Raw genomic sequence first — 19,700 nt, 5'->3', positions numbered from 1 at the left:
ACCGCCTGATCGCCGGCCCCGCACCCCGCCGCCGCACAAGCCCGGCACGGGGCGTCCCAGGCGCGGGTGAACGCCGGGCTCCGGGGCTCGCCCCGATGCCCCTCGACTCTCGTCCAGGCCATGCCGCACCCGGGTAAGGGCCGGGCCAAGGACCGCCCGCGGCGGCGTTTCCGCACCTCACCGCGGTGATCCAGAGATCTACCATTCGATCCGTTCCGGGCTTTTCACGGCCCGTTCTCCCGTGTTTCCCGCCACGGCGGGGGAGTGCGGACATATTCCCCCGGATCGGCGGCATGTACCGGTGGGCCGCCACCTCGTTCGGGACGAACGACGCGACGGCGGCACCGGACGGGACGGACGAGGAGGTTCGCACATGACAGACACCGCGGCCGGAACGGTGGCGACGAGACGGGAGATCGTCCTGCCGGGCACGCTCCTCGGGGTCGGGCTCGGAGGGTTCGTCGACGGGATCCTCCTGCACCAGATCCTGCAGTGGCACCACATGCTGACCAGCACGAATACCGACAACATCGGGATCGGGTACTACCCGCCGAACACGGTTCCGGGCCTGCGGATGAACACGCTGTGGGACGGCTTCTTCCACGTGTTCTGCTGGCTGGCGGTGCTGGTGGGCCTGAGCCTGCTGCACGCGCGGGTCACCCACTCCCGCGGCCGGGTGTGGGGCTCGCGGATGCTGTGGGGCTGGATCCTTTTCGGGTGGGGGCTGTTCAACCTCGTCGAGGGCGTCGTCGACCACCACATCCTGGGCATCCACCACGTGCGCACCGACGCCTACCAGCTCTGGTGGGACCTCGGTTTCCTGCTGCTGGGCGTCCTGCTGATGGCCGGCGGCTGGCTGCTGCAGCGCGGCGGCCCGGCGGTGGACCTCTGCCACGACACCCCGCGCACCACCACGGCGGCCCCGTGACCTCCACCGTGATCTCCACTGTGGTCTCCACCGGAGTCTCCGGATCGCACGTGACATCTGTCGCCGTCGCGGACCTTCTCACCCGGCGGGCCGGCGACGTCCCGCTCCTGGCACACGAGGCGCACCACCACGGCGGGCTCTCCGGCGCGCTCCCGGCGGCGGGCGTCGCCGTACTGCTGGCGGCGTACCTGGCGATGGCGGCGCTACGGCGGCGCGAGCCCAGGGGGTGGAGCCCGTGGCGCACGGCGGCCTTCACCGCCGGCGCCGCGCTGCTCGCCGCGGGCCTGACCGGGCCGGTCGCCGCGTTCGCCGCAACCGACTTCCGCGGGCACATGCTCCAGCACCTGCTCATCGCGATGCTCGCCCCGCTGGGACTGGTGCTGGGAGCGCCGGTGACGCTGCTGCTGCGGTCGCTGCCCGCCGGCCGCGCCCGCCGCGTCACCGCCGTGCTGCGCAGCCGCCCCGCGCACGTGCTGGCCGACCCGTGGGTGGCGCTCACGCTGAACGTCGGCGGCATGGCCGCGCTGTACCTCACCCCCCTGTACGGCCTCTCCCACGCCGACCCGCTGTTGCACTCGCTCGTCCACCTGCACCTCGTGCTGGCGGGCTGCCTGTTCTCCTGGGTGATCGCCGGGCCGGACCCGGCGCCGCGGCGTCCCCCGGTGCCCAGGCGGCTGGTCGTGCTGGGCGTGTCGATCGCCGCGCACGCCACGCTGTCGCAGCTGATGTACGCCGGCCTGTTCGTCGGCGTGACGGCCCCCGGGCCGGAGCTGCGGGGCGCCGCGGAGATCATGTACTACGGCGGCGACATCGCCGAGTTGCTGCTGGCCCTGGCGCTGGTGACGACCTGGCGGCCCGCCCGGCCGCGCGTCGCCCCGCGGAGCCGCCCCACGCCCGAACCGGCCACGCCGGCCGTATCGGCGCCGTGAGCCCGAGGCCCCGCACGAAGCCTGACCCGGAGCCCGAGGCCCCGCACGGAGCCCGAGGACCTCACCTGGCGGCCGAGGACCTCACACGGTGACCGGGGGCCTCACGCGGGCCTCGCCGTCACGCCTCCGGGGCCGTCCGCGCCACGGCCCCGGGGGGATCGGCCTCGCGGACCGGCGGGCCGGGCGCCGGGGCGGCGGGGACACCGGCCGCTGCGGCGTCCGGATGGACGGTAAGCACCTGGTCGAGGCCGATGACGCCCAGGACGCGCAGAGTGGGGGCGGGGACGGCCGCCAGCGCGACGTCGGCCCCGGCCTCCAGAGCGACGTTGCGGGCGGCCAGGAAGGCGGTGATCCCGGTGGAGTCACAGAACGTCAGCCCGCTCAGGTCGATGACCAGCCGTTGCCCGGGACGCAGGACGAGGCGCGGGAGCACGTCGTGGAACCCGCCGACGGTGGCGAAGTCGAGGTCCCCGGCCACCTCCAGGACCGTCCCGTCCGGGAAGGCGCGGACGCCGACGGTCAGGCCGTTCACGCCGGTTTCCCGGTCACGCCGAGGGCGGGCACGCTGAAGGCCATGGTCGCGGTGTCGTCGTCCAGGCCCTCGCCGAAGCCGTGCAGCAGGGCGGTGACCGCGGTGATCGTGTCCCCGGCCGTCGCGGGGGCAAGCCGGGCGGCGAAGTCGAGCAGCGCTCTGTCGCCGAAGAGGGCCCGGCTGGAGTCGACGTGGGCCTCGGTGAGGCCGTCGGTGTACATCAGCACGGTGTCGCCAGGGGAGAGCACCGTACTGGTGCGGGTGAACGGCGGGCGGGGCAGCACGCCGACGAGCACGCCGCCCGGGGTGGGCAGGTACTCGGCGCCCCCGCCGGCCCGCAGCAGCAACGCCGGGGGGTGCCCCCCGCTGGCCAGGGTGAGGGTGAAGCCCTTCCCCTCCGGTTCGAGGATCCCGAACACGACCGTGCAGAAGCGGGGCTGGCCGGTGTAGCGCTCCAGCAGGACGGTGTTGAGCGTGGTCAGCACCGTGACCGGGTCGGGGTCGTGGACCGCCGCGGCGCGCAGGGAGTATCGGGTCAGCGAGGTCATCGCCGCCGCGGCCGGGCCCTTGCCGCACACGTCGCCGAGGAAGAAGCCCCAGCGCCCGTCGCCCAGGGAGAACAGGTCGTAGAAGTCGCCGCCCAGGCGGTCGGGGGAGGCGGTGTGGTAGTGCGCGGAGGTCTCCAGCCCGGGGATCTCCGGCAGGACGGGGGGAAGCAGGCTGAGCTGGAGGGTCGCGAGGACGTTCTGGAGCCGCTCGCGTTCCCGTTCGGCCCGGAGACGGGCCTCCTCGGCCTCCCGCTGGGCCTGCTCCGCCTCCCGGCGGGCCTTCTCGGCCTCCTTGCGGGCCCGTAGCAGCTCGGTCTCGTAGGCGCGACGGTCGCGGGCGTCGAAGACGCTGGTGCGGATCAGCAGGGGCTGACCGTCGATGCCGGTCTTGACGGTGGAGGTGACGAGGACCGGCAGGCGGGAGCCGTCGGCGGCCTTGAGGTCGAAGGCGATGCCGCTGATCTCCCCCCGCATGCGCAGCAGGGGGGCGTAGTGGGTCTCGTGATAGAGCCTGCCGCCGACGGTGAGCAGATCGGTGAAGCTCATGCGGCCCACCACCTGCTCGCGGGTGTATCCGAGCCAGGCCAGCAGGGTTTCGTTGATCTTGGCTATCTTCCCGTCCAGGAGAGTGGAGAGATAGCCGCACGGAGCGTTCTCGTACAGGTCCACGGCGCTGTCCTCCAGGAGGGCCGTGAAGGCCGCGTCCTGTGTCAGGCTACCGTCGCCGCCGTTCTGCTCCGGTTCCTGCTCGGTCCGGGACATCACCGGGCGGCCCCGGCGAAGGAGAGGATGGCCTGGGCCGTCGCCTCGGGGGCGCTCAGCTGCGGGCAGTGGCCGGTGGCGTCGAGGGTGACCAGCGTGCTGCCGGGGATCGCCGCGTGGACGTAGGCGCCGACCTCGCGCGGGGCGATGAAGTCCTGCGTGCACTCCAGGATCAGGGTCGGTACGGTGACCGCCGCCAGGTCGGCGCGGTTGTCGGACAGGAACGTGGCGTGGGCGAAGACGCGGGCGATGTCGGGGTCGGTGGCGCAGAAGCTGCCGGTCAGTTCCCGGCCCAGCTCCGGGCGGTCGGGGTTTCCCATGATCAGCGGAGCCATCGTCGCCGACCAGCCCAGGTAGTTGGCGTCCAGGGACTCCAGCAGCTCCTCGATGTCGGCCTTGCTGAACCCGCCGCGGTAGTCGCCGTCGTCGATGTAACGGGGGGAGGGGGTGACCAGGACGAGGCGGGCGAAGCGGCCGGGCTCCCGCGCCGCGGCCAGCACGCCGACCATCGCGCTGACCGAGTGACCCACGAACGTCACGTCCCGCAGGTCCAGCTCCCGGCAGATCTCCACGACGTCGCGGGCGTAACCGTCCAGCGACGCGTACCGCTCCTCGTGCCACGCCGACAGGTCGGAGCGGCCCGCCCCCACGTAGTCGAACAGCACCACCTCGAAGTGCTCGGCGAGGGCGGGCACGACCAGCCGCCACATGTTCTGGTCGCAGCCGAACCCGTGCGCCAGCATGACCGTCGGCGCGCCTCTCCGGCCGGTCACCGTCACATTGTTCCGTTTCGCAACGTTCACACCGCCCATCCTCTCACCGCGCCACGGCTTCTCCGCGGGACGCGGTGAGACCGGGGTCAGCGGGGCAGGTCGAGGCCGTAGGCCAGCAGCGTGAGGGAGGGGACGGGCCGCCAGTCGCGTTCGGGGAGGCGGCGGAAGCCCTCCGAGAGGTACAGCCGCCGGGCGGTCGTCATCGCCGGTTGCGTCGACAGCAGCAGGAGCCCGACGCCCCGGCGGACCGCGAGGTCGGTGGCGGCCCGCACCAGCGCGCGGCCGACGCCCCGCCCGCGGGCGTCCGGCGCCACGGCCAGCGCCCTGATCTCACCTTCTCCGGGGTCGCGCGCCACCTCGCTGCCCTCGTGCCGGGGCTCGAACATGACCGTGCCCAGCAGCCGATTTTCCTCCACCGCGACCAGCACCTCGCCGGGGCCGTCGGCGCCCAGGACGCGCAGGGTGGCGGCGTAGCCGGGGCTGGCGTCCAGCAGTCCCTGCGCGTCGTAGGCGGCGACCCGGAGCTCTCCGGCGCTCTTCATCTCCTCGGGGCGGACATCGCGCACGATCATGCGGACATCCAACCACCACGCCCCACCGGCCGCGCGGCCGGACGGATGGTCTCAGGGACGCGCCCGGCGGGCGAGCACCACGACACGCCCATGAACGAATTACTGTTTTTTTATTTCTGGAAATTGGAAAAGGCTACGCTCGTCCGGTGGTCAAGGACGCGGGCGTGGTGACGGCATGCAGGCACTGCGGTGCGCCGATCGAGCAGCGCCCCGGGCGGGGCCGCCCCCGGGCCTACTGCCCGCAGGGGAGCTGCCAGGCGATGGCCAAACGGGAGCGGGAGCTGAAGCGGGCCGCGCCGGGCCTGGAGGGCGCGCTGGCTCGGGCCGAGGAGCTGTACGACCGCATGGAGAAGGGCATGGCGGCGGCGATCGCCCCGCTGGCCCAGGCCCTGTCCGACGAGCTGAGCCCGGCCGGGGTGGAGGCCAGGCTCAGCGCCGTGCAGGCCGAGGCGCACACCCGGGTGGCGCTCGCCCACGCCGAGCGCGAGCAGGCGCTGGAGCAGGTACGGCTGGCCCGCGAGGCCGCCGGTCACGCCCGGCGCGAGCGCGACGCCATGGTGCGGCAGGTGGAGGAGGCCAACGCCGAGCGGGACACCGCGCTGGCCGACGCCGAGACCGCCCGGGAGCAGGCCCTGGCCGCGCTGCACGAGGCCGCCGCCACCGAACGCCTGGCCAGGAACGCCGAGCAGCAGGCCAGGCGGCGGGCCGAGCGGGCCGAGGCCGCCATGGACACGGGCGTGCGGGAGATGGCGGAGCGGGTGGAGGCGGCCGAGACCGCGGCCCGGCAGGCGCAGGCGGGCGCCGCGCACGAGCGGGAGCTGGCCGGGCGGGCGCACGCCGAGCGCGACCTGGCCCGGCGGGCGGCGGAGGAGGCGCAGGAGGCGCGGGCCGCGGCCGAACGGGCCGTCGCCGCCGCCGAGGCCCGCGCCCGGATGCTGGAGGCGGAGCGGGACCGGGCGCTGGCCCGCGCCGACGAGGAGGCGCGGGCGCGGGCCAAGGCCCAGGCCGAGGCGTCCGAGGCCAGGATCCGGACGACCCGCGCGGAACGCCGGGCGGCCGACGCCGAGAAGCGGGCGACGCGCCGGGTGGCCGAGGCCGGCGACCGGGCCGCGGACGAGGTCGCCCAGGCCCGCGCGGAGCGGGACGAGGCCCGCACCCGGCTGGCCCTGGAGCAGATGAGGACCGCGGACCTGCGCGAGCGGATCGAGGCGTTGCAGGCCGAGGCCGCGGCGCTGCGGGAGCGGGCGGTCACCGCCGAACTGCGCGCCGCCGGATAGCGACGGGACGGCGGGCGGCGGTGGGATGGCGGCCGGGGTTCCGGAGACTCCGGTCCCCGGGGCGGCGCTCAGCGCGGGATCGCCCAGTCCGGCGCCCAGGTCCCGGCGGCGCCGTGGCCGGCCGCCGTGGCCGCGAGGTGGGCGCGGAGGACGGCCAGCGCGGGGTGTGGGTTGTCGCGGTGCCACAGGAGCGAGTGCGGGTAGACGGGCGTGGGATCGGTCACCGGGATCCGGCGCAGGCCGTGGCCGGCGGGCCAGACGAGGCGGGTCTGCCCGCCCATGAAGGTGGCCAGGGCCGGGGTGTCGGCGATGGTGTCGAGGAGCGCGTCGGAGCCGAAGTTGGGGCCGGTCACCTCGATGGTGAGGCCGAACTCGGCGACGAGGTCGTCGTAGTAGGCGGCCCACTCGGTGCCGGGGACGACGCCGGGCATCCAGATCCGGTGCCCGGCGAGCCGGGCGAGGGGCACCGACCGGGCGGCCGCCAGCGCGTGGCCGGGGCCGACGAGGAGCTGGAGCGGCTCGTCGATCACCCGGACGGACTCGACGCCCTCGGGAAGGGGCCGGCCGGGCGCGGCGACGGCGCGGAAGGACGCGTCGATCGCACCGGACCGGATGGCGGCGACGGCCCTCTCGATGTCGAACAGCATCACCACGTCGAGTTCGATCTCGGGGTGCGCGCGGTGGAAGCCGCGCATCAGGCCCGACTGCGCGCTGCGTGAGGTGATCACGTCGACGCGCAGCGGACGGCTGCCGGCGCGCACCGACGCGACCGCGCGCTCGGCGGCGCGCAGCAGCTCCCGGGCGTGGGGCAGGAACGCCTGCCCGTCGATGGTGAGCTCGGCGCCGCGCGGCGTGCGGGTGAACAGCCGCACGCCGAGGTCGCGTTCCAGCGCGGCGATGCGCTTGGAGACGGCCTGCTGGGTGACCGCCAGTTCGGCGGCGGCCTCCTGGAACTGCCCCGCGTCGGCGGCGGCGACGAAGGTCCGGACGGTGTCGAGATCCATGCGCACACCCTAGGGACACAACCACCGGTTGTGTCCAGGTGGCCTTCCGGTTGTTTGATCCCAGGAAAGATGCTCGCTTTGATGCTTCTCGATCACGGATCGGTTGTACGGATGAGAGGCGTCGGGCATGCGGGACGGGCATCGGCTGGGGCGGCGGTTCGGGTGGCTCTGGGGAGCGTACGGGACCAGTGCCCTCGGCACGTGGCTCGCCTTCGGCGCGTTCCCGCTGATCGCGGTCCAGGTGCTGCACGCCGGACCGGCGGAGGTGGCGGCGCTGTCCTCCGCGGGGGCGGCGGCGGGCGCGGCCGTGGCGGTGCCGCTCGGCCCGTGGGTGGAGTTCCGCCGCAAACGGCCGGTGCTGATCGGGATGGACCTGCTCCGGTTCACGGCGCTGCTGACGATCCCCGCCGCCTTCGCGTTCGGCGTGCTCTCCTTCGTCCAGCTCCTGCTGGTCTCGGTCGTCGTCACCGCGGCCGACATCATCTTCCGCGCCGCCTCCGGCGCGTACCTGAAGACGCTGCTGCCGGCGGGGGACCTGCTCGTCGCCAACGCTCGGTTCGAGGCCACGTCCTGGACGGCCACGATCATCGGGCCGCCGCTGGGCGGGGCCGCGATCGGGCTTCTCGGCCCGGTGGCGACGGTGACGGCCGACGCGGCCAGCTATCTGCTCTCGGCCCTGGGCATCCGTGCGATCGGCGGTCACGAGCCGCCGCCCGAACGCCGGGAGGCCACGCGCATGCGGGCCGGGGACCTGCTCGACGGCTGGCGGTACGTCCTCGCCGACCCGGCGCTGCGCCCGCTGTTCCTCAACACCGCCCTGTTCAACGGCCTGGTGATGGCCATCGACGCGCTGCTCGCCGTCCTGATGCTCGGCGAGCTCGGGTTCGCGCCCTGGCAGTACGGCCTCGCCTTCGCCGCGCCCGCGATCGGCGGGCTGCTCGGCTCGCGACTGGCCCGTCCCCTCGTCACCCGGTTCGGACGGCACCGCGTCCTGGTCGTGACCGGGGCGCTGCGTGCACTCTGGCCCGTCGGCCTGGCCTTCACGGGGCCGGGCACCGGGGGGCTGCTGCTGGTGATGGGCGTCGAACTCGGGCTCATCCTCTGCTGCGGGGTCTTCAACCCCGTTCACGCCGCCTACCGTCTGGAGCGCACCGCGACCGGCCGGGTCACCCGCGTGCTGTCCGCCTGGACGGTGACGACCAGGGTCTCGACCGCCCTCCTGACGGCCGTCTGGGGAGTGCTGGGCGGCCTGCTCGGCCCGCGCACGGCCATCGGCCTGGCCGGCGTGCTCCTGCTGGCGACCCCGCTGCTGCTTCCCCGCCGCGCCGCGGCGCCCCTCACCGAACCGGAGCCGGAGCCGGAACGGGAGCCGGAGCCGGATCACGCCTGATCGGCCCAGGCGCGCGACCCCGCGCGCCAGGGTGTCCCTCATCATCCAAGGAGAGAGAATGACCGTCACGACCCCGGCCCTGGACCCCCGTACGGCCGCGCTGCTCGTCCTGGACTGCCAGCGGGGAATCCTGGCCTCGCTCCCGGGCGATCCGGAGGCTCTGCCGTCACGGGTGGCCGGCGCCGTCGCCGACATGCGGGCGCACGGCGCCGTCATCGCCCACGTGCGAGTCGGATTCACCGAAGCCGACTGGGCGGCGGTCCCGCCCGCCAACAGGACCTTCTCCCTCATCGCGCAACAGCGCCTCATGCACCACGAGGAACCCGGCACCGCCTTCCACGACCGGCTCACCCCCGCGCCCGGTGACATCACCGTCCGTAAGACCCGCTACGGCGCGCTGTCCACGACGGACCTGGACCGGCGGCTGCGGGAGCGCGGAATCACCACCCTGGTCATCGCCGGCGTCGCCACCGGCGGCGCCGTGCTGTCCACCGTCGCCGACGCCGCCGACCGCGACTACCGGCTCCACGTCCTCTCCGACGGCGTCGCCGACCCGGACCCTGAGACCCACCGGACCCTGATGACCGGCGTCCTCCCGAGAATGGCCCACATCATCGACACCGCCGGGCTGCGTTCGCTCCTGCGGGAGAACCGGCCCGGCCGGGCGGGGACGGGCGGGGCGGGGACCGGCGGGACATGACCATCGACGATCGGCGGCCGTCAGCGGCCGGACCACCGGCGGCCCTCACCGGGCCGTGTCCGCCTCACCCCCGGGGACCGGTTCCGGAGTCCGGGGACGGTCGCCGGTGTGCGGGACAATCACCGGTGTGCGAGTCGGGCTGCTGGGACCGTTCGAGGTCCGGAACGGTGACGGGGCCGTGGTGGAGGTCCCCGGGGTCCGGCTGCGCGCGCTGCTGGCCGTACTCGCCCTCGAACCGGGCCGGGCCGTCACGCGGGCGAGGCTGGTCGACTGGATCTGGGGGCGGCGGCCGCCCGCGGACGAGGCGAACGCCCTGCAGGCACTGGTGTCCAGGCTGCGCAGGGCGCTGCCGGACGGTGCGATCGAGGCGGACTCCGGCGGGTACCGGCTGGTCGTCGACCCCGACGCCGTGGACGTGTGCCGGTTCGAGCACCTGACCGGCCTGGCCCGCGCCGCCGGGCCCGCGGCGCGGGCGGAGCTGCTGCGCTCGGCCCTCGCGCTGTGGCGCGGCACGGCCATGGCGGACATCGCGCCGCGCGACAGCGACGCGTTCGACGCCGCGGTCGCGCGCCTGGAGGAGCTCCGTGTCACCGCGCTGGGGGACCGGGTGGAGGCGGACCTCCGCCTCGGCCGCGGTCCGGAGCTGGTCTCCGAGCTGACCGGGCTGGTCGCCGCGTATCCGCTGCGGGAGGGGTTCGCAGCGGCCCTGATGCGGGCGCTCGCCGAGGCGGGGCGCACGGCCGAGGCGCTGGCCGTGTACCGGCGGACACGCGAGCGGCTCGCCGAGGAGCTGGGCGCCGACCCGTCGGCCGGACTCTCCGCCCTGCACGTCGCGCTGCTCCGCGGCGAGCCGGGCGAGCCGGGCGGGCGTACGGAGAACCGCGGGACGAACCTGCGCGCCGAGCTGACGAGTTTCGTCGGCAGGGACGACGACGTCTCCGCGGTCGCCGCCCTCGTCCGCGGGCACCGGCTGGTCACCCTGACGGGGCCGGGCGGCTCCGGCAAGACCAGGCTGGCCACGGAGACCGCCCGGACGATGCTCGCCGGGCTGCCGGACGGGGCGTGGCTGGTCGAGCTGGCCCCGGTGCGGGCGGACGGCGACCTCGCGCAGGCCGCGCTCACCGCGATCGGCCTGCGCGACCAGGGCCTGCTCGGCGGCGCGCGGGGCGGGGAACCGGCGGACCGGCTCGCCGCCGCGCTCCGCGAGCGCGCGACCCTGCTGATTCTCGACAACTGCGAGCACGTGATCGAGGCCGCCGCGGCCTTCGCGGACCGGCTCCTGGGCGAATGCCGGAGGCTGCGGATCCTCGCCACGAGCAGGGAACCGCTCGGCATCATCGGGGAGGTGCTGTGGCAGGTCGGACCGCTCGCGTCGCCCGCCGAGGGAGCGGACCCCTCCGAGGCCGGGTCCTCGCCCGCGGTGCGGCTGCTGCGGGACCGTGCGGGTCTGGTGCGCCAGGACATCGGCACGGGTGCGGGCACCCTGTCGGCCATGGCGCGGATCTGCCGGGCTCTCGACGGGATGCCGCTGGCGATCGAACTGGCCGCGGCGCGGCTGCGCACCATGTCCGTCGACCAGCTGGCGCACCGGCTCGACGACCGGTTCCGCCTGCTGAACGGCGGCAGCCGTACGGCGCTTCCCCGGCACAGGACGCTGCGCGCGGTCGTGGACTGGAGCTGGGATCTGCTGACCGAGGCCGAACGCCGCGTGCTGCGGCGGCTCTCGGTGTTCTCCGGCGGGGCGAGCCTGGAGGCGGCCGAACGGGTGTGCGGGGACGGCGCGTCCGGCGGGGAGCAGGTGTTCGACCTGCTGACCGCGCTGGCCGAGAAGTCGCTGCTGATCGCCGGCGGCGACGGCGCGCCGCGCTACCGGATGCTCGACACCATCGGGGAGTACGCGGCGCACCGGCTCGCCGAAGCCGGGGAGATCGAGCGGGCGCACCGGGCGCACCTCGCCCACTTCACCGAACTGGCCGAGACGGCCGAGCCGCATCTGCGCCGGGCCGGGCAGCTGGAGTGGCTGGCCGTGTTGAGAGCCGAGCACGACAACATCGGCGCGGCCCTGCGCCGGGCGATCGCCGCCGGATGGGCAGGGGAGGCGATGCGGCTGGTCACCGCGGTGGGCTGGTACTGGTTCCTCAGCGGGTACCGGACCGAGGGCGCCGAGTTGAGCGTCGCGGCGGCCTCACTGCCCGACGAGGCGCCCGGTGAGGTGCCCGACGAGGTGCGGGCGATGGCGTACCTCCTGGTGACGGTGTTCGCGACCTCCGGGCCCGGCCGCGACCAGTACCGGGCACGGGAGTGGATCCTGCGGGCGCACCGGCTCACCCGGCGCGGCGGGCACAGTAACCCGCTGCTGGGGTTCGTCGCGCCGCTGGAGCGGATGCTGCGGGAGCCGGCGGAGTTCCTGCCCGCGTTCGAGCCGCTCATCGCCGACGACGATCCGTGGGTGCGCGCGCAGGCCAGGCTCACGCGCGGCCGGCTGCGGCTCACCCACGGCGGCGACGAGACCGGCGTGGACGCCGACGCCGGGATCGCCCTCGCCGAGTTCCGCGCGCTGGGAGAACGGTCGGGGATCTCGCTGGCGCTGGCCTTCCTGGCCGACCGGCTCGCCATGCGCGGTGAGTTCGCGCGCGCGTGCGAGCACTACGAGGAGGCGGTCGTGGCGCTGACCGAGGTCGGCGCGGCCGAGGACGTGGTCGGCCTGCGGGCGCGACAGGCCCAGCTGTACTGGCTGCTGGGCGATGAGCGGGCCTGCGCCTCCGCCATGGCCGAGGCGCAGCGGTGCGCGGACGGGATCGCCTGGCCGGACGCGTACGTGCTCGCCGAGCTGGCGCTTTCGAAGGCGCAACTGGCGCGCTGGCGCGGCGAGCCGGACCAGGCGCGCCGGCACCTGGCCGCGGCCCGGGCGACGCTGAGCGAGGAGGGGGAACCGGACGTCTGGCTCCGCGTCAGGGCCTCTGACCTGTACGGCTACCTCGCCGATGACCTCGACGAGGCCCGCGCGCACCGCAGCGAGGCGCTCCGCGCGGCCGTGGAGACGGCATATCCGCAGGCGATCGCCGGGGTGCTGGTCGGGATCGCGGATCTCGCGCTGCGCCGGGGGGACCACGAGCGGGCCGCGCGGCTGCTCGCGGCGAGCGACGCCGTGCGCGGCACCCCGGATCTCTCGCAGCCGGACGTCTCCAGGATCGCCGGGGAGGCACGGAGCCGCCTCGGCGGGACCGCGTTCGCCGAGGCGATCCGCGACGGGCGGCGGCGCGACTGGCACGAGCTGGCCGAGACCGCCCTCGGCCCGTGAGCGTCGCGCGCCGGTCGGCGGCGCGGACGCCGCCGGGGTCCCTGCGGCGACCGGGTCCGGCGCGGGGCGGCGCCGGCGGGCGTGTCAGCGGCCGTGTCAGTACGGCGACGGCCCGGTGTCAGCGCGGCGGGCGATGGTGGACGCCGTTGAGACCCGGCCCTGAAGGCCGACGAGAGGAACCACCATGGAACACACCGTCACCGGGCTGCCCGCCGAGCGCCGGCCCGGCTGTCCCTTCGACCCGCCGTCGGAGCTGGTCGAGGCGCGCGAGCAGGGCCCCATCAGCCGCTACGTCTTCCCCGACGGGCACCGGGGCTGGCTGGTCACCGGGTACGACCTGGTCCGGTCGGTCCTGGCCGACCCGCGGTTCAGCTCGCGCAAGGAGTTCATGCTCCATCACCCGTACATCGACTACAGCGGCGTGGAGACCGTCCCTCCGGCGGGACCGGGCGAGTTCATCCTCATGGACGACCCGCGGCACAGCCGGTACCGCAAACCGCTGATGGGGAAGTTCACCGTACGGCGGATGCGCCTGCTCACCGAGCGGATCGAGCAGATCACCGCCGAGCACCTGGACGCCATGGAGAAGACCGGGCCGCCGGCGGACCTGGTGACCGCGTTCGCCAAGCCGATCCCCGCCGTCGTGATCTGCGAGCTGCTGGGCGTGCCGTACGAGGACCGGGGTTCCTTCCAGGAGAACATCGACAAGTTCCTCAACGGGGAGACGAGCGACGAGGACCTGTTCGCGGCCTACACCGCGACCCAGGGCTACCTCGCGGAGCTGGTGGCCTCCAAGCGCGCCGCCCCGACCGACGACGTGCTCAGCGACCTCACCGACGGCGACCTGACCGACGAGGAGCTGAGGGGGATGAGCCTGATCCTGCTGGCGGCCGGGCTCGACACCACCGCGAACATGCTGGCGCTGGGCACCTTCGCGCTGCTGCGCGAGCCGGAGCAGCTCGCCGCGTGGCGCGCCGATCCGGCGCTCACCGACGGGGCCGTGGAGGAGCTGCTGCGGTATCTGACCGTCGCCAAGATGTTCATGAGGACGGCGCTGGAGGACGTCGAGCTGGGCGGCCGGATCATCGAGGCCGGTACGACGGTCGTCCTGTCGAACCACGCCGCCAACCGCGACCCCGAGCGCTTCACCGACCCCCACGTGCTCGACCTGCGCAGGCGGGAGGGCGGGCACGTGGCCTTCGGCCACGGCGTCCACCAGTGCCTGGGGCAGCAGCTGGCCCGGGTCGAGATGCGGGTCGCGTTCCCCGCGCTGCTGGACCGCTTCCCCTCGTTGCGCCTGGCCGTACCGGCGGAGGAGGTCGCGCTGCGCCCGGAGGTGGCGGACATCTTCGGGGTGAAGAGCCTCCCGGTCACCTGGGACGCCTGACCGCCGAGGGCGGGCGTGGCGGTGTCCGTCCCACCCGGTGGTCCGGGTGGGACGGACACCGGGCCGGCCGGCGCCCCGGCCCGCCGGTCACGCCGACCGGCGGCCCAGGGCGCGGAGCTGGTCCGGGCTCAGCGCGGAGACGTTCTGGTCGATGGGCGAGTCCGAGTACTGGTGGATCGTCCACGCCTTCCAGCCGGCCGGGGGCGTCACGGCGCCCTTCTCCCGGCCGTAGGCGGCCACCCACAGCGGGTACTGCTCCAGCCCCGCGCCGTAGGTCTCGGCGAAGTTCAGGCCGCTGTAGAACATCGGCGTGACGCCGGTCCTGGCCTTCACGTGTGCCAGCCACGCCTTGGCCCAGGCGTTGACCTGCTCGACGGAGCGGTCGTCGGTGGCCTCCAGGTCCAGGACGAGCAGGTCGCCGCGCCTGGCGGGCTGCGCGTCCACGACGGACAGGAAGTGCTCGGCCTCGGCGATCGGGTCGTTGCCCGGGTGGCCGAAGTGGTAGGCCCCGCGCACGATGCCCTTCTTGTCCAGCTCCCTCCAGTGCCTGGCGAAGGAGCGGTCGCGGAACGTCGTGCCCTCGGTGGCCTTGATGATGCCGAACTGGGCGGAGCTGGTGCTCCAGTCGTAGGCGGGCTGGTAGTTGGAGACGTCCAGTCCGTAGGTGAGCGGGCCCGCCTCCTGCTGGGAGACGCGCTGGGCGGCCGCGATGTGCCCGGCGGGCGAGGCGGAGGCCGTGACGGGGGCGATGCCGCCGAGGGCGGCGCCGGTCAGGACCGTGCCCGCGAGGGCCAGGCCGAGACGGTTTCCGAGCGTGCTGATCCGGGGGTTGCGCATGGGGTGTCGGCTCCTTGCTTCCATGTCGCCTACCGGGTTAGCTGTCGGGTTCGGGCATGGAAGTGCCCTACGGACGCGTCGATGAGAAGTCGTCCGATTCACCCCGGAAAAGGTGGGTCCCCGGTTCCGCTGGGAAGGCGCGGATTCGGCGTCCGCACGCCGTCGGCGGGCATTGCCACGGAAACGGCGTCGGGTCCAGTCGATGGAGCGGCTCTCGTGCCGCTGGGGCGGCTTTCGCGCCGCGATGACAAAAGGTATGCGTTGCCCCACGGAAAGGGCAAGTGACCTGCGGCGGAGCGGATCGCGCCGGTGATCCGGAGGGTGTCGGACCACCCTGCCCGCAGGGGATCGGGGCCCATGGTAAAAATTGACGCCTCGCCGTCCCGGACCGGGCGGGAACCGGGCCGCCCGCCGTGGCGACCGGACTTCCCGGCGGTCGCCACGGCGGCCGCATCTCGGCCATACGTCCGGTCTGTAGGGATTCGTGGTGTCCCCTTGGTAACAGCTCCGTAAGAGCGCGCCGTTACCTGACGCATACGGACCGTGATGTTCGGCAGGCTGGGGGGAGATCGGATCCGGCGACGGGGAGGCGAGATGCAGGATGATCATGGTCCGGCCCGCGGGCGCGGTTCCGGTGCGGGCCCCCGCGGTCGCATGCCGTACGGCGGGCCCCCGGGCGGCCCGCCCGGGTCCGCCGCGTCCCCGTCCCGTCCGCCGGTCCGCCCCGAGGCCCGGTACGACGGTCCGGCGCAGAGCCCCGGAGACCCGTTCATGCACGGCTCGCTGGTGGACGCCGGCATCGCCCTCGCCGGTCGGCCGCGCCACCCGGCCGGGGAACGGCCGCGTTCCTGGACGGGTCCGCGTCTCCGGCGCGACCGGCTGCTGCGCCCGGCGCTGATCGGCGCCTTCCTGGCGGCCGCCGGGCTCGGCGTCTGGACCTCCGGCCGGTCCCCGCTGGACGACCGGCCCTCCGCCGTGGCGGCCCCGCTGCCCGCGCCGTCGCTCGCCCCGCACGGCACCGCGGTCGTCCACCCGCCGCAGGCCGCCCGCACGCCCTCCGCCGAACCCGGCAGGGTCATGGTCGTCCGCGAGCTGAAACCACGCCTGGTGCGGCCCCGGGCCGACGCGGCGGACACCCCGGACGGCCGCGCCCCGGGGGAGGAGCGGCGGCACGCCGCGGCACGCCGTACGCCGGAGGCCGCTACGCGGACGGAAGCGGGAACGGAGGCGGGGGCCGGGGCCGGAGGCGACAGGCCGGGCCACCGGGAGACACGGGGCCTCTCGCGCCCGCCGCACGCCCCGCACGACCGCGGGCACGGGCACGGGCACGGGCACGGCCCGGGGGCGCCCGCCCCCGAGGCCGGACCGCGGGGCCGGGCCGACGGCGGCGCTCCCGGTGCCCCGGCCCGTGACGCCCGTGACGCCCGGGACACCTCCGCCGGTCCCGGCGGCCACGACGGCTCCGGCGGCGTGGGGCTCCGGTTCGACACCGCCTACGCCTGCCGCGACTTCCGGCCGGACGACTGGCGCCACGACTTCTGCGTCCGGGCGTGGAACGACTACCGCAGAAGCAACGACCTTCCCTAACCTGGGGGCCGCGCCCACCCGCGAGTGAAGGAGCACCGGTAATGGCGCACGATGAGATCACCGGCCGCCGCTCCGTGCCGGCCCAGGACGCCGCCGGTCGGACGGCCGACGGCCACGAGCAGGATGCCTTCGGGCGGGGCCGCTCCGGCGCGGCCGGCCATGAGGAACCCGGCGCGCGACCGGCGACCGCCCAGGCCGCCGGGCCCGACGCTCCGCCGGGGGTGGAGATCCGGCCGATGCGCCGACGCGACGCCGAACAGGTGCTGGCCATCTATCAGGCCGGGCTGGACACCGGCCAGGCCAGCTTCGAGACCCTCGCCCCGAGCTGGGAGGGCTTCACCGCGGCCAGGTTGCCGCACCTGCGCCACGTGGCCTGCGACACCGGCACCGGCCAGGTGCTCGGCTGGGTGGCCGCCTCGGCGGTCTCGGCCCGCCCCGTCTACGCCGGGGTGGTCGAGCACGGCGTCTACGTCCACCCGGGCTGCCAGGCCCAGGGGATCGGCCGGGCTCTGCTGGCGGCGTTCGTCTCCGCCAGCCAGGACGCCGGCGTCTGGACGATCCAGTCCGGCGTCTTCCCCGAGAACGCCGCCAGCCTGGCCCTGCACCGGGCGCTCGGTTTCCGGGTGGTCGGCATCCGCGAGCGGATCGGCCGCCACCACGGCGTCTGGCGGGACGTGGTGATGATCGAGCGCCGCAGCACCTCGACCGGAACCTGAATCGCCGCCCGGGAACATCGGCTGCCGGGCGATGGTCGCACAACCCGCGGCCGGTGTGCCCGGTGTCCCGGGCCTCACCTTTCGCCTTCGTGGAACACCGTTCGTCTGGGGCCGCGTTGCGCTTTTCGCCGAGAGGTGACACGCACACGTGATGGCTGAGGGCCTCGCTGTTGCGAACTCCGTCGCGACTCCTCCGATCTCCCCCTGAAATCGATGTATGTCAATATAGAGAAGTATCGATTTCGATGAATGTCTATATGGAGGACGTGTGGAACCTCTGGAACTCCTGGAGTGCAGCCCGCCGCTGACCCGCGAGCCGCTGGACGCCGGGCAGGCGGCCGGGGTGGCGCGCGTGTTCAAGGCGCTGGGCGACCCGGTACGGCTGCGCATCCTGTCGATCGTGGCCAGCCGCGCCGGCGGCGAAGCGTGCGTGTGCGACATCACCGACGCCTTCGAGCTGTCCCAGCCGACCATCAGCCACCACCTCAAGGTGCTCAAGGAGGTGGGGCTGCTGACCTCTGAGCGGCGCGCCTCCTGGGTGTACTACCGGCTGGTGTCCGAGACGCTGGGCGAGCTGTCGGCGCTGCTGACCCTGCCCGCCAATGAGCCCGCCGGCGTGACGGCCGCTGCAGCGGCGGTGCCGCGGTGATGTCGGCTCAACCCGCACAGGCCACCGCGCCGCCAGCCGGGGTGATCGGCGCTCTGTCGGTGCTGGATCGGTTCCTGCCGGTGTGGATCATCGCGGCCATGGGCGCAGGGCTGCTGCTCGGGCGTCTGGTGCCCGGCCTGGACACCGCGCTGGACACCGTCAAGATCGGTGAGATCTCGCTGCCGATCGCGCTCGGCCTGCTGCTGATGATGTATCCGGTGTTGGCCAAGGTCCGCTACGACCGGCTCGGCACCGTCACCGGCGACCGCCGCCTGCTCCTCTCCTCCCTGCTGCTCAACTGGGTGCTCGGCCCGGCGCTGATGTTCGCGCTGGCCTGGATCTTCCTGCCGGACCTGCCCGAGTACCGCACCGGCCTGATCATCGTCGGGCTCGCCCGCTGCATCGCCATGGTGCTCATCTGGAACGACCTGGCCTGCGGCAACCGGGAGGCCGCCACGGTGCTGGTCACGCTCAACTCCATCTTCCAGGTGGTCGCCTTCGGCGCGCTGGGCTGGTTCTACCTGCAGGTGCTGCCTGGCCGGCTCGGCCTGACGCAGGCCGCACTCGACGTCTCGGCCTTCGACATCGCCTTTTACGTGCTGGTCTTCCTGGGCATCCCGCTGGCCGCCGGCTACGCCTCGCGCAAGCTCGGAGAGCGCGCCCGGGGCCGAGACTGGTACGAGCAGCGCTTCCTGCCGCGCGTCGGCCCGATCGCCCTGTACGGGCTACTGTTCACCATCGTCATCCTGTTCGCCCTGCAAGGCCACACCATCACCTCCCAGCCCGGCGACGTGGCCCGCATCGCACTGCCGCTGCTGGCCTACTTCGCCCTCATGTGGGGCGGCGGCTTCGCGGTCGGCAAGGCGATCGGCCTGCCGTACGACAAGACGACCACGCTCGCCTTCACCGCCGCCGGCAACAACTTCGAGCTGGCCATCGCGGTTGCGGTCGGGGTCTTCGGCGTCACCTCCGGCCAGGCCCTGGCCGGAGTGGTCGGCCCGCTCATCGAGGTCCCCGTCCTGGTCGCCCTGGTCTACGTCAGCCTGGCCGGCCGCCGCCTGTTCAGCAAGGAGCCCGTAGGTGCCTGACAAGCCGAGCGTCCTGTTCGTCTGCGTGCACAACGCCGGCCGATCCCAGATGGCCGCCGGATGGCTCGTCCACCTGGCCGCAGGCCGCATCGAGGTCCGCTCCGCAGGATCGGCCCCCGCCGATCAGGTCAACCCCGTCGCCATCGAGGCGATGCGCGAGGTGGGCATCGACATCACCACCGCCCAGCCCAAGATCCTCACCGTCGACGCGGTCGAGGCGTCCGACGTGGTCATCACCATGGGCTGCGGCGACGCCTGCCCGATCTTCCCCGGCAAGCGGTATGAGGACTGGAAGCTCGACGACCCCGCCGGGCAGGACATCGAGGCCGTCCGCGAGATCCGTGACGACATCCGCGCCCGGATCGAGAAGCTGATCACGCAGCTGTAGCCGCATCACATCAGGGCGGCGTGTGACGTCCGGTCCCGCGCCGCCGGATGGCTGCCGTCAGGTGATGCCTCGGGCGATCTCCCGGACCACCTCACGCCCCGTCGGGGCGACCGCCTCCTGCATCACAAGCAGCAGATCCATCTCAAGGTTCGGGTTGCGCCGCGCCACCTCGGCAGCCAGTTCCTTGAGGTAGTCCCGCGCCGCAACCCGGGCGATCTCCTGCATGAGGACCAGCAGATCCACCTCCAGCTTCGGATGGCGACGGACCAGGTCAGCCGCCAGCTCGGCGACGGTTTGCCGCGCCACCTGGGCCGCGGCCTGTTCCATCGACG

Annotated in this window: 19 protein-coding genes and 1 riboswitch; of the genes, 12 read left to right on the top strand and 7 right to left on the bottom strand. The window is 74.1% G+C overall.

The window, feature by feature from the left end; translation table 11 throughout:
- The first annotated feature begins 373 nt into the window (after nucleotides 1-373).
- Together ACFYSC_RS32750 and ACFYSC_RS32745 are read left to right on the top strand one after the other, a co-directional pair.
- A complete protein-coding gene (locus ACFYSC_RS32750) occupies nucleotides 374-928 on the top strand; it encodes a DUF2243 domain-containing protein (protein ID WP_389969332.1) in 555 nt (184 codons plus the stop codon).
- 50 nt (nucleotides 929-978) lie between these two features.
- Nucleotides 979-1,857, top strand: a complete 879-nt coding sequence (locus tag ACFYSC_RS32745) for a cytochrome c oxidase assembly protein (RefSeq protein WP_389969330.1) — start codon at nucleotides 979-981, stop codon at nucleotides 1,855-1,857.
- A gap of 118 nt (nucleotides 1,858-1,975) precedes the next feature.
- Here the strand turns inward: ACFYSC_RS32745 and ACFYSC_RS32740 are convergent, their stop codons facing one another.
- The 4 genes from ACFYSC_RS32740 to ACFYSC_RS32725 all read right to left on the bottom strand — a co-directional run bounded on the left by ACFYSC_RS32740 (nucleotide 1,976) and on the right by ACFYSC_RS32725 (nucleotide 5,044).
- Nucleotides 1,976-2,389, bottom strand: a complete 414-nt coding sequence (locus ACFYSC_RS32740) for an STAS domain-containing protein (RefSeq protein ID WP_389969328.1) — start codon at nucleotides 2,387-2,389, stop codon at nucleotides 1,976-1,978.
- Complete coding sequence (locus ACFYSC_RS32735; RefSeq protein ID WP_389969326.1) at nucleotides 2,386-3,699, bottom strand: PP2C family protein-serine/threonine phosphatase; 1,314 nt, start codon at nucleotides 3,697-3,699, stop codon at nucleotides 2,386-2,388. Before ACFYSC_RS32735 ends, ACFYSC_RS32740 begins: the two co-directional genes overlap by 4 nt.
- Entirely contained in the window at nucleotides 3,699-4,472 is a 774-nt protein-coding gene (locus ACFYSC_RS32730) for an alpha/beta fold hydrolase (RefSeq protein ID WP_389969324.1), read from the bottom strand. Before ACFYSC_RS32730 ends, ACFYSC_RS32735 begins: the two co-directional genes overlap by 1 nt.
- A gap of 86 nt (nucleotides 4,473-4,558) precedes the next feature.
- Nucleotides 4,559-5,044: a GNAT family N-acetyltransferase gene (locus ACFYSC_RS32725; RefSeq protein WP_389969322.1), complete on the bottom strand. Its 486-nt coding sequence runs from the start codon at nucleotides 5,042-5,044 to the stop codon at nucleotides 4,559-4,561.
- A gap of 146 nt (nucleotides 5,045-5,190) precedes the next feature.
- On the opposite strand from ACFYSC_RS32725, the gene ACFYSC_RS32720 reads away from it, so the two are divergent.
- Nucleotides 5,191-6,321 (top strand): hypothetical protein, encoded by a 1,131-nt coding sequence (locus ACFYSC_RS32720; protein ID WP_389969320.1) that lies wholly within the window; start codon nucleotides 5,191-5,193, stop codon nucleotides 6,319-6,321.
- Nucleotides 6,322-6,389: 68 nt separating this feature from the next.
- On the opposite strand, the gene ACFYSC_RS32715 is transcribed toward ACFYSC_RS32720, so the two are convergent.
- Complete coding sequence (locus tag ACFYSC_RS32715) at nucleotides 6,390-7,325, bottom strand: LysR family transcriptional regulator (protein ID WP_389969318.1); 936 nt, start codon at nucleotides 7,323-7,325, stop codon at nucleotides 6,390-6,392.
- Between the two features lie 127 nt (nucleotides 7,326-7,452).
- On the opposite strand from ACFYSC_RS32715, the gene ACFYSC_RS32710 reads away from it, so the two are divergent.
- The 4 genes from ACFYSC_RS32710 (at nucleotide 7,453) to ACFYSC_RS32695 (ending at nucleotide 14,103) form a co-directional block, all read left to right on the top strand.
- Nucleotides 7,453-8,715, top strand: coding sequence for an MFS transporter (locus tag ACFYSC_RS32710; protein ID WP_389969316.1), 1,263 nt, complete (start codon nucleotides 7,453-7,455; stop codon nucleotides 8,713-8,715).
- Between the two features lie 58 nt (nucleotides 8,716-8,773).
- Nucleotides 8,774-9,415, top strand: a complete 642-nt coding sequence (locus tag ACFYSC_RS32705; protein ID WP_389969314.1) for a cysteine hydrolase family protein — start codon at nucleotides 8,774-8,776, stop codon at nucleotides 9,413-9,415.
- 127 nt (nucleotides 9,416-9,542) lie between these two features.
- Nucleotides 9,543-12,716 carry a BTAD domain-containing putative transcriptional regulator gene (locus tag ACFYSC_RS32700; RefSeq protein WP_389969312.1) on the top strand — a complete coding sequence of 1,058 codons (3,174 nt, stop codon included), beginning with the start codon at nucleotides 9,543-9,545 and terminating at the stop codon, nucleotides 12,714-12,716.
- 184 nt (nucleotides 12,717-12,900) lie between these two features.
- Nucleotides 12,901-14,103 (top strand): cytochrome P450, encoded by a 1,203-nt coding sequence (locus ACFYSC_RS32695; RefSeq protein ID WP_389969310.1) that lies wholly within the window; start codon nucleotides 12,901-12,903, stop codon nucleotides 14,101-14,103.
- Between the two features lie 87 nt (nucleotides 14,104-14,190).
- On the opposite strand, the gene ACFYSC_RS32690 is transcribed toward ACFYSC_RS32695, so the two are convergent.
- A complete protein-coding gene (locus ACFYSC_RS32690; RefSeq protein WP_389969308.1) occupies nucleotides 14,191-14,940 on the bottom strand; it encodes a glycoside hydrolase family 25 protein in 750 nt (249 codons plus the stop codon).
- Nucleotides 14,941-14,951: 11 nt separating this feature from the next.
- Nucleotides 14,952-15,101, bottom strand: a riboswitch (cyclic di-AMP (ydaO/yuaA leader).
- Nucleotides 15,102-15,711: 610 nt separating this feature from the next.
- Here ACFYSC_RS32690 and ACFYSC_RS32685 point away from each other — a divergent pair.
- The 5 genes from ACFYSC_RS32685 to ACFYSC_RS32665 all read left to right on the top strand — a co-directional run bounded on the left by ACFYSC_RS32685 (nucleotide 15,712) and on the right by ACFYSC_RS32665 (nucleotide 19,368).
- Nucleotides 15,712-16,527: a hypothetical protein gene (locus ACFYSC_RS32685; protein WP_389969306.1), complete on the top strand. Its 816-nt coding sequence runs from the start codon at nucleotides 15,712-15,714 to the stop codon at nucleotides 16,525-16,527.
- 41 nt (nucleotides 16,528-16,568) lie between these two features.
- Nucleotides 16,569-17,243: a GNAT family N-acetyltransferase gene (locus tag ACFYSC_RS32680; protein ID WP_389969304.1), complete on the top strand. Its 675-nt coding sequence runs from the start codon at nucleotides 16,569-16,571 to the stop codon at nucleotides 17,241-17,243.
- A gap of 268 nt (nucleotides 17,244-17,511) precedes the next feature.
- Nucleotides 17,512-17,892 (top strand): ArsR/SmtB family transcription factor, encoded by a 381-nt coding sequence (locus tag ACFYSC_RS32675; RefSeq protein WP_389969302.1) that lies wholly within the window; start codon nucleotides 17,512-17,514, stop codon nucleotides 17,890-17,892.
- Nucleotides 17,892-18,980, top strand: coding sequence for an ACR3 family arsenite efflux transporter (gene arsB, locus ACFYSC_RS32670; protein WP_389969300.1), 1,089 nt, complete (start codon nucleotides 17,892-17,894; stop codon nucleotides 18,978-18,980). Before ACFYSC_RS32675 ends, arsB begins: the two co-directional genes overlap by 1 nt.
- Nucleotides 18,973-19,368, top strand: a complete 396-nt coding sequence (locus tag ACFYSC_RS32665; RefSeq protein ID WP_389969299.1) for an arsenate reductase ArsC — start codon at nucleotides 18,973-18,975, stop codon at nucleotides 19,366-19,368. Before arsB ends, ACFYSC_RS32665 begins: the two co-directional genes overlap by 8 nt.
- A 57-nt stretch (nucleotides 19,369-19,425) precedes the next feature.
- Here the strand turns inward: ACFYSC_RS32665 and ACFYSC_RS32660 are convergent, their stop codons facing one another.
- Nucleotides 19,426-19,695, bottom strand: coding sequence for a hypothetical protein (locus ACFYSC_RS32660; RefSeq protein WP_389969297.1), 270 nt, complete (start codon nucleotides 19,693-19,695; stop codon nucleotides 19,426-19,428).
- Between the last annotated feature and the right edge of the window lie 5 nt (nucleotides 19,696-19,700).

Source organism: Streptosporangium sp. NPDC004379 (assembly GCF_042873875.1).
Lineage (GTDB): Bacteria > Actinomycetota > Actinomycetes > Streptosporangiales > Streptosporangiaceae > Streptosporangium.
This window is presented reverse-complemented; position numbering and strand designations above follow the sequence as displayed.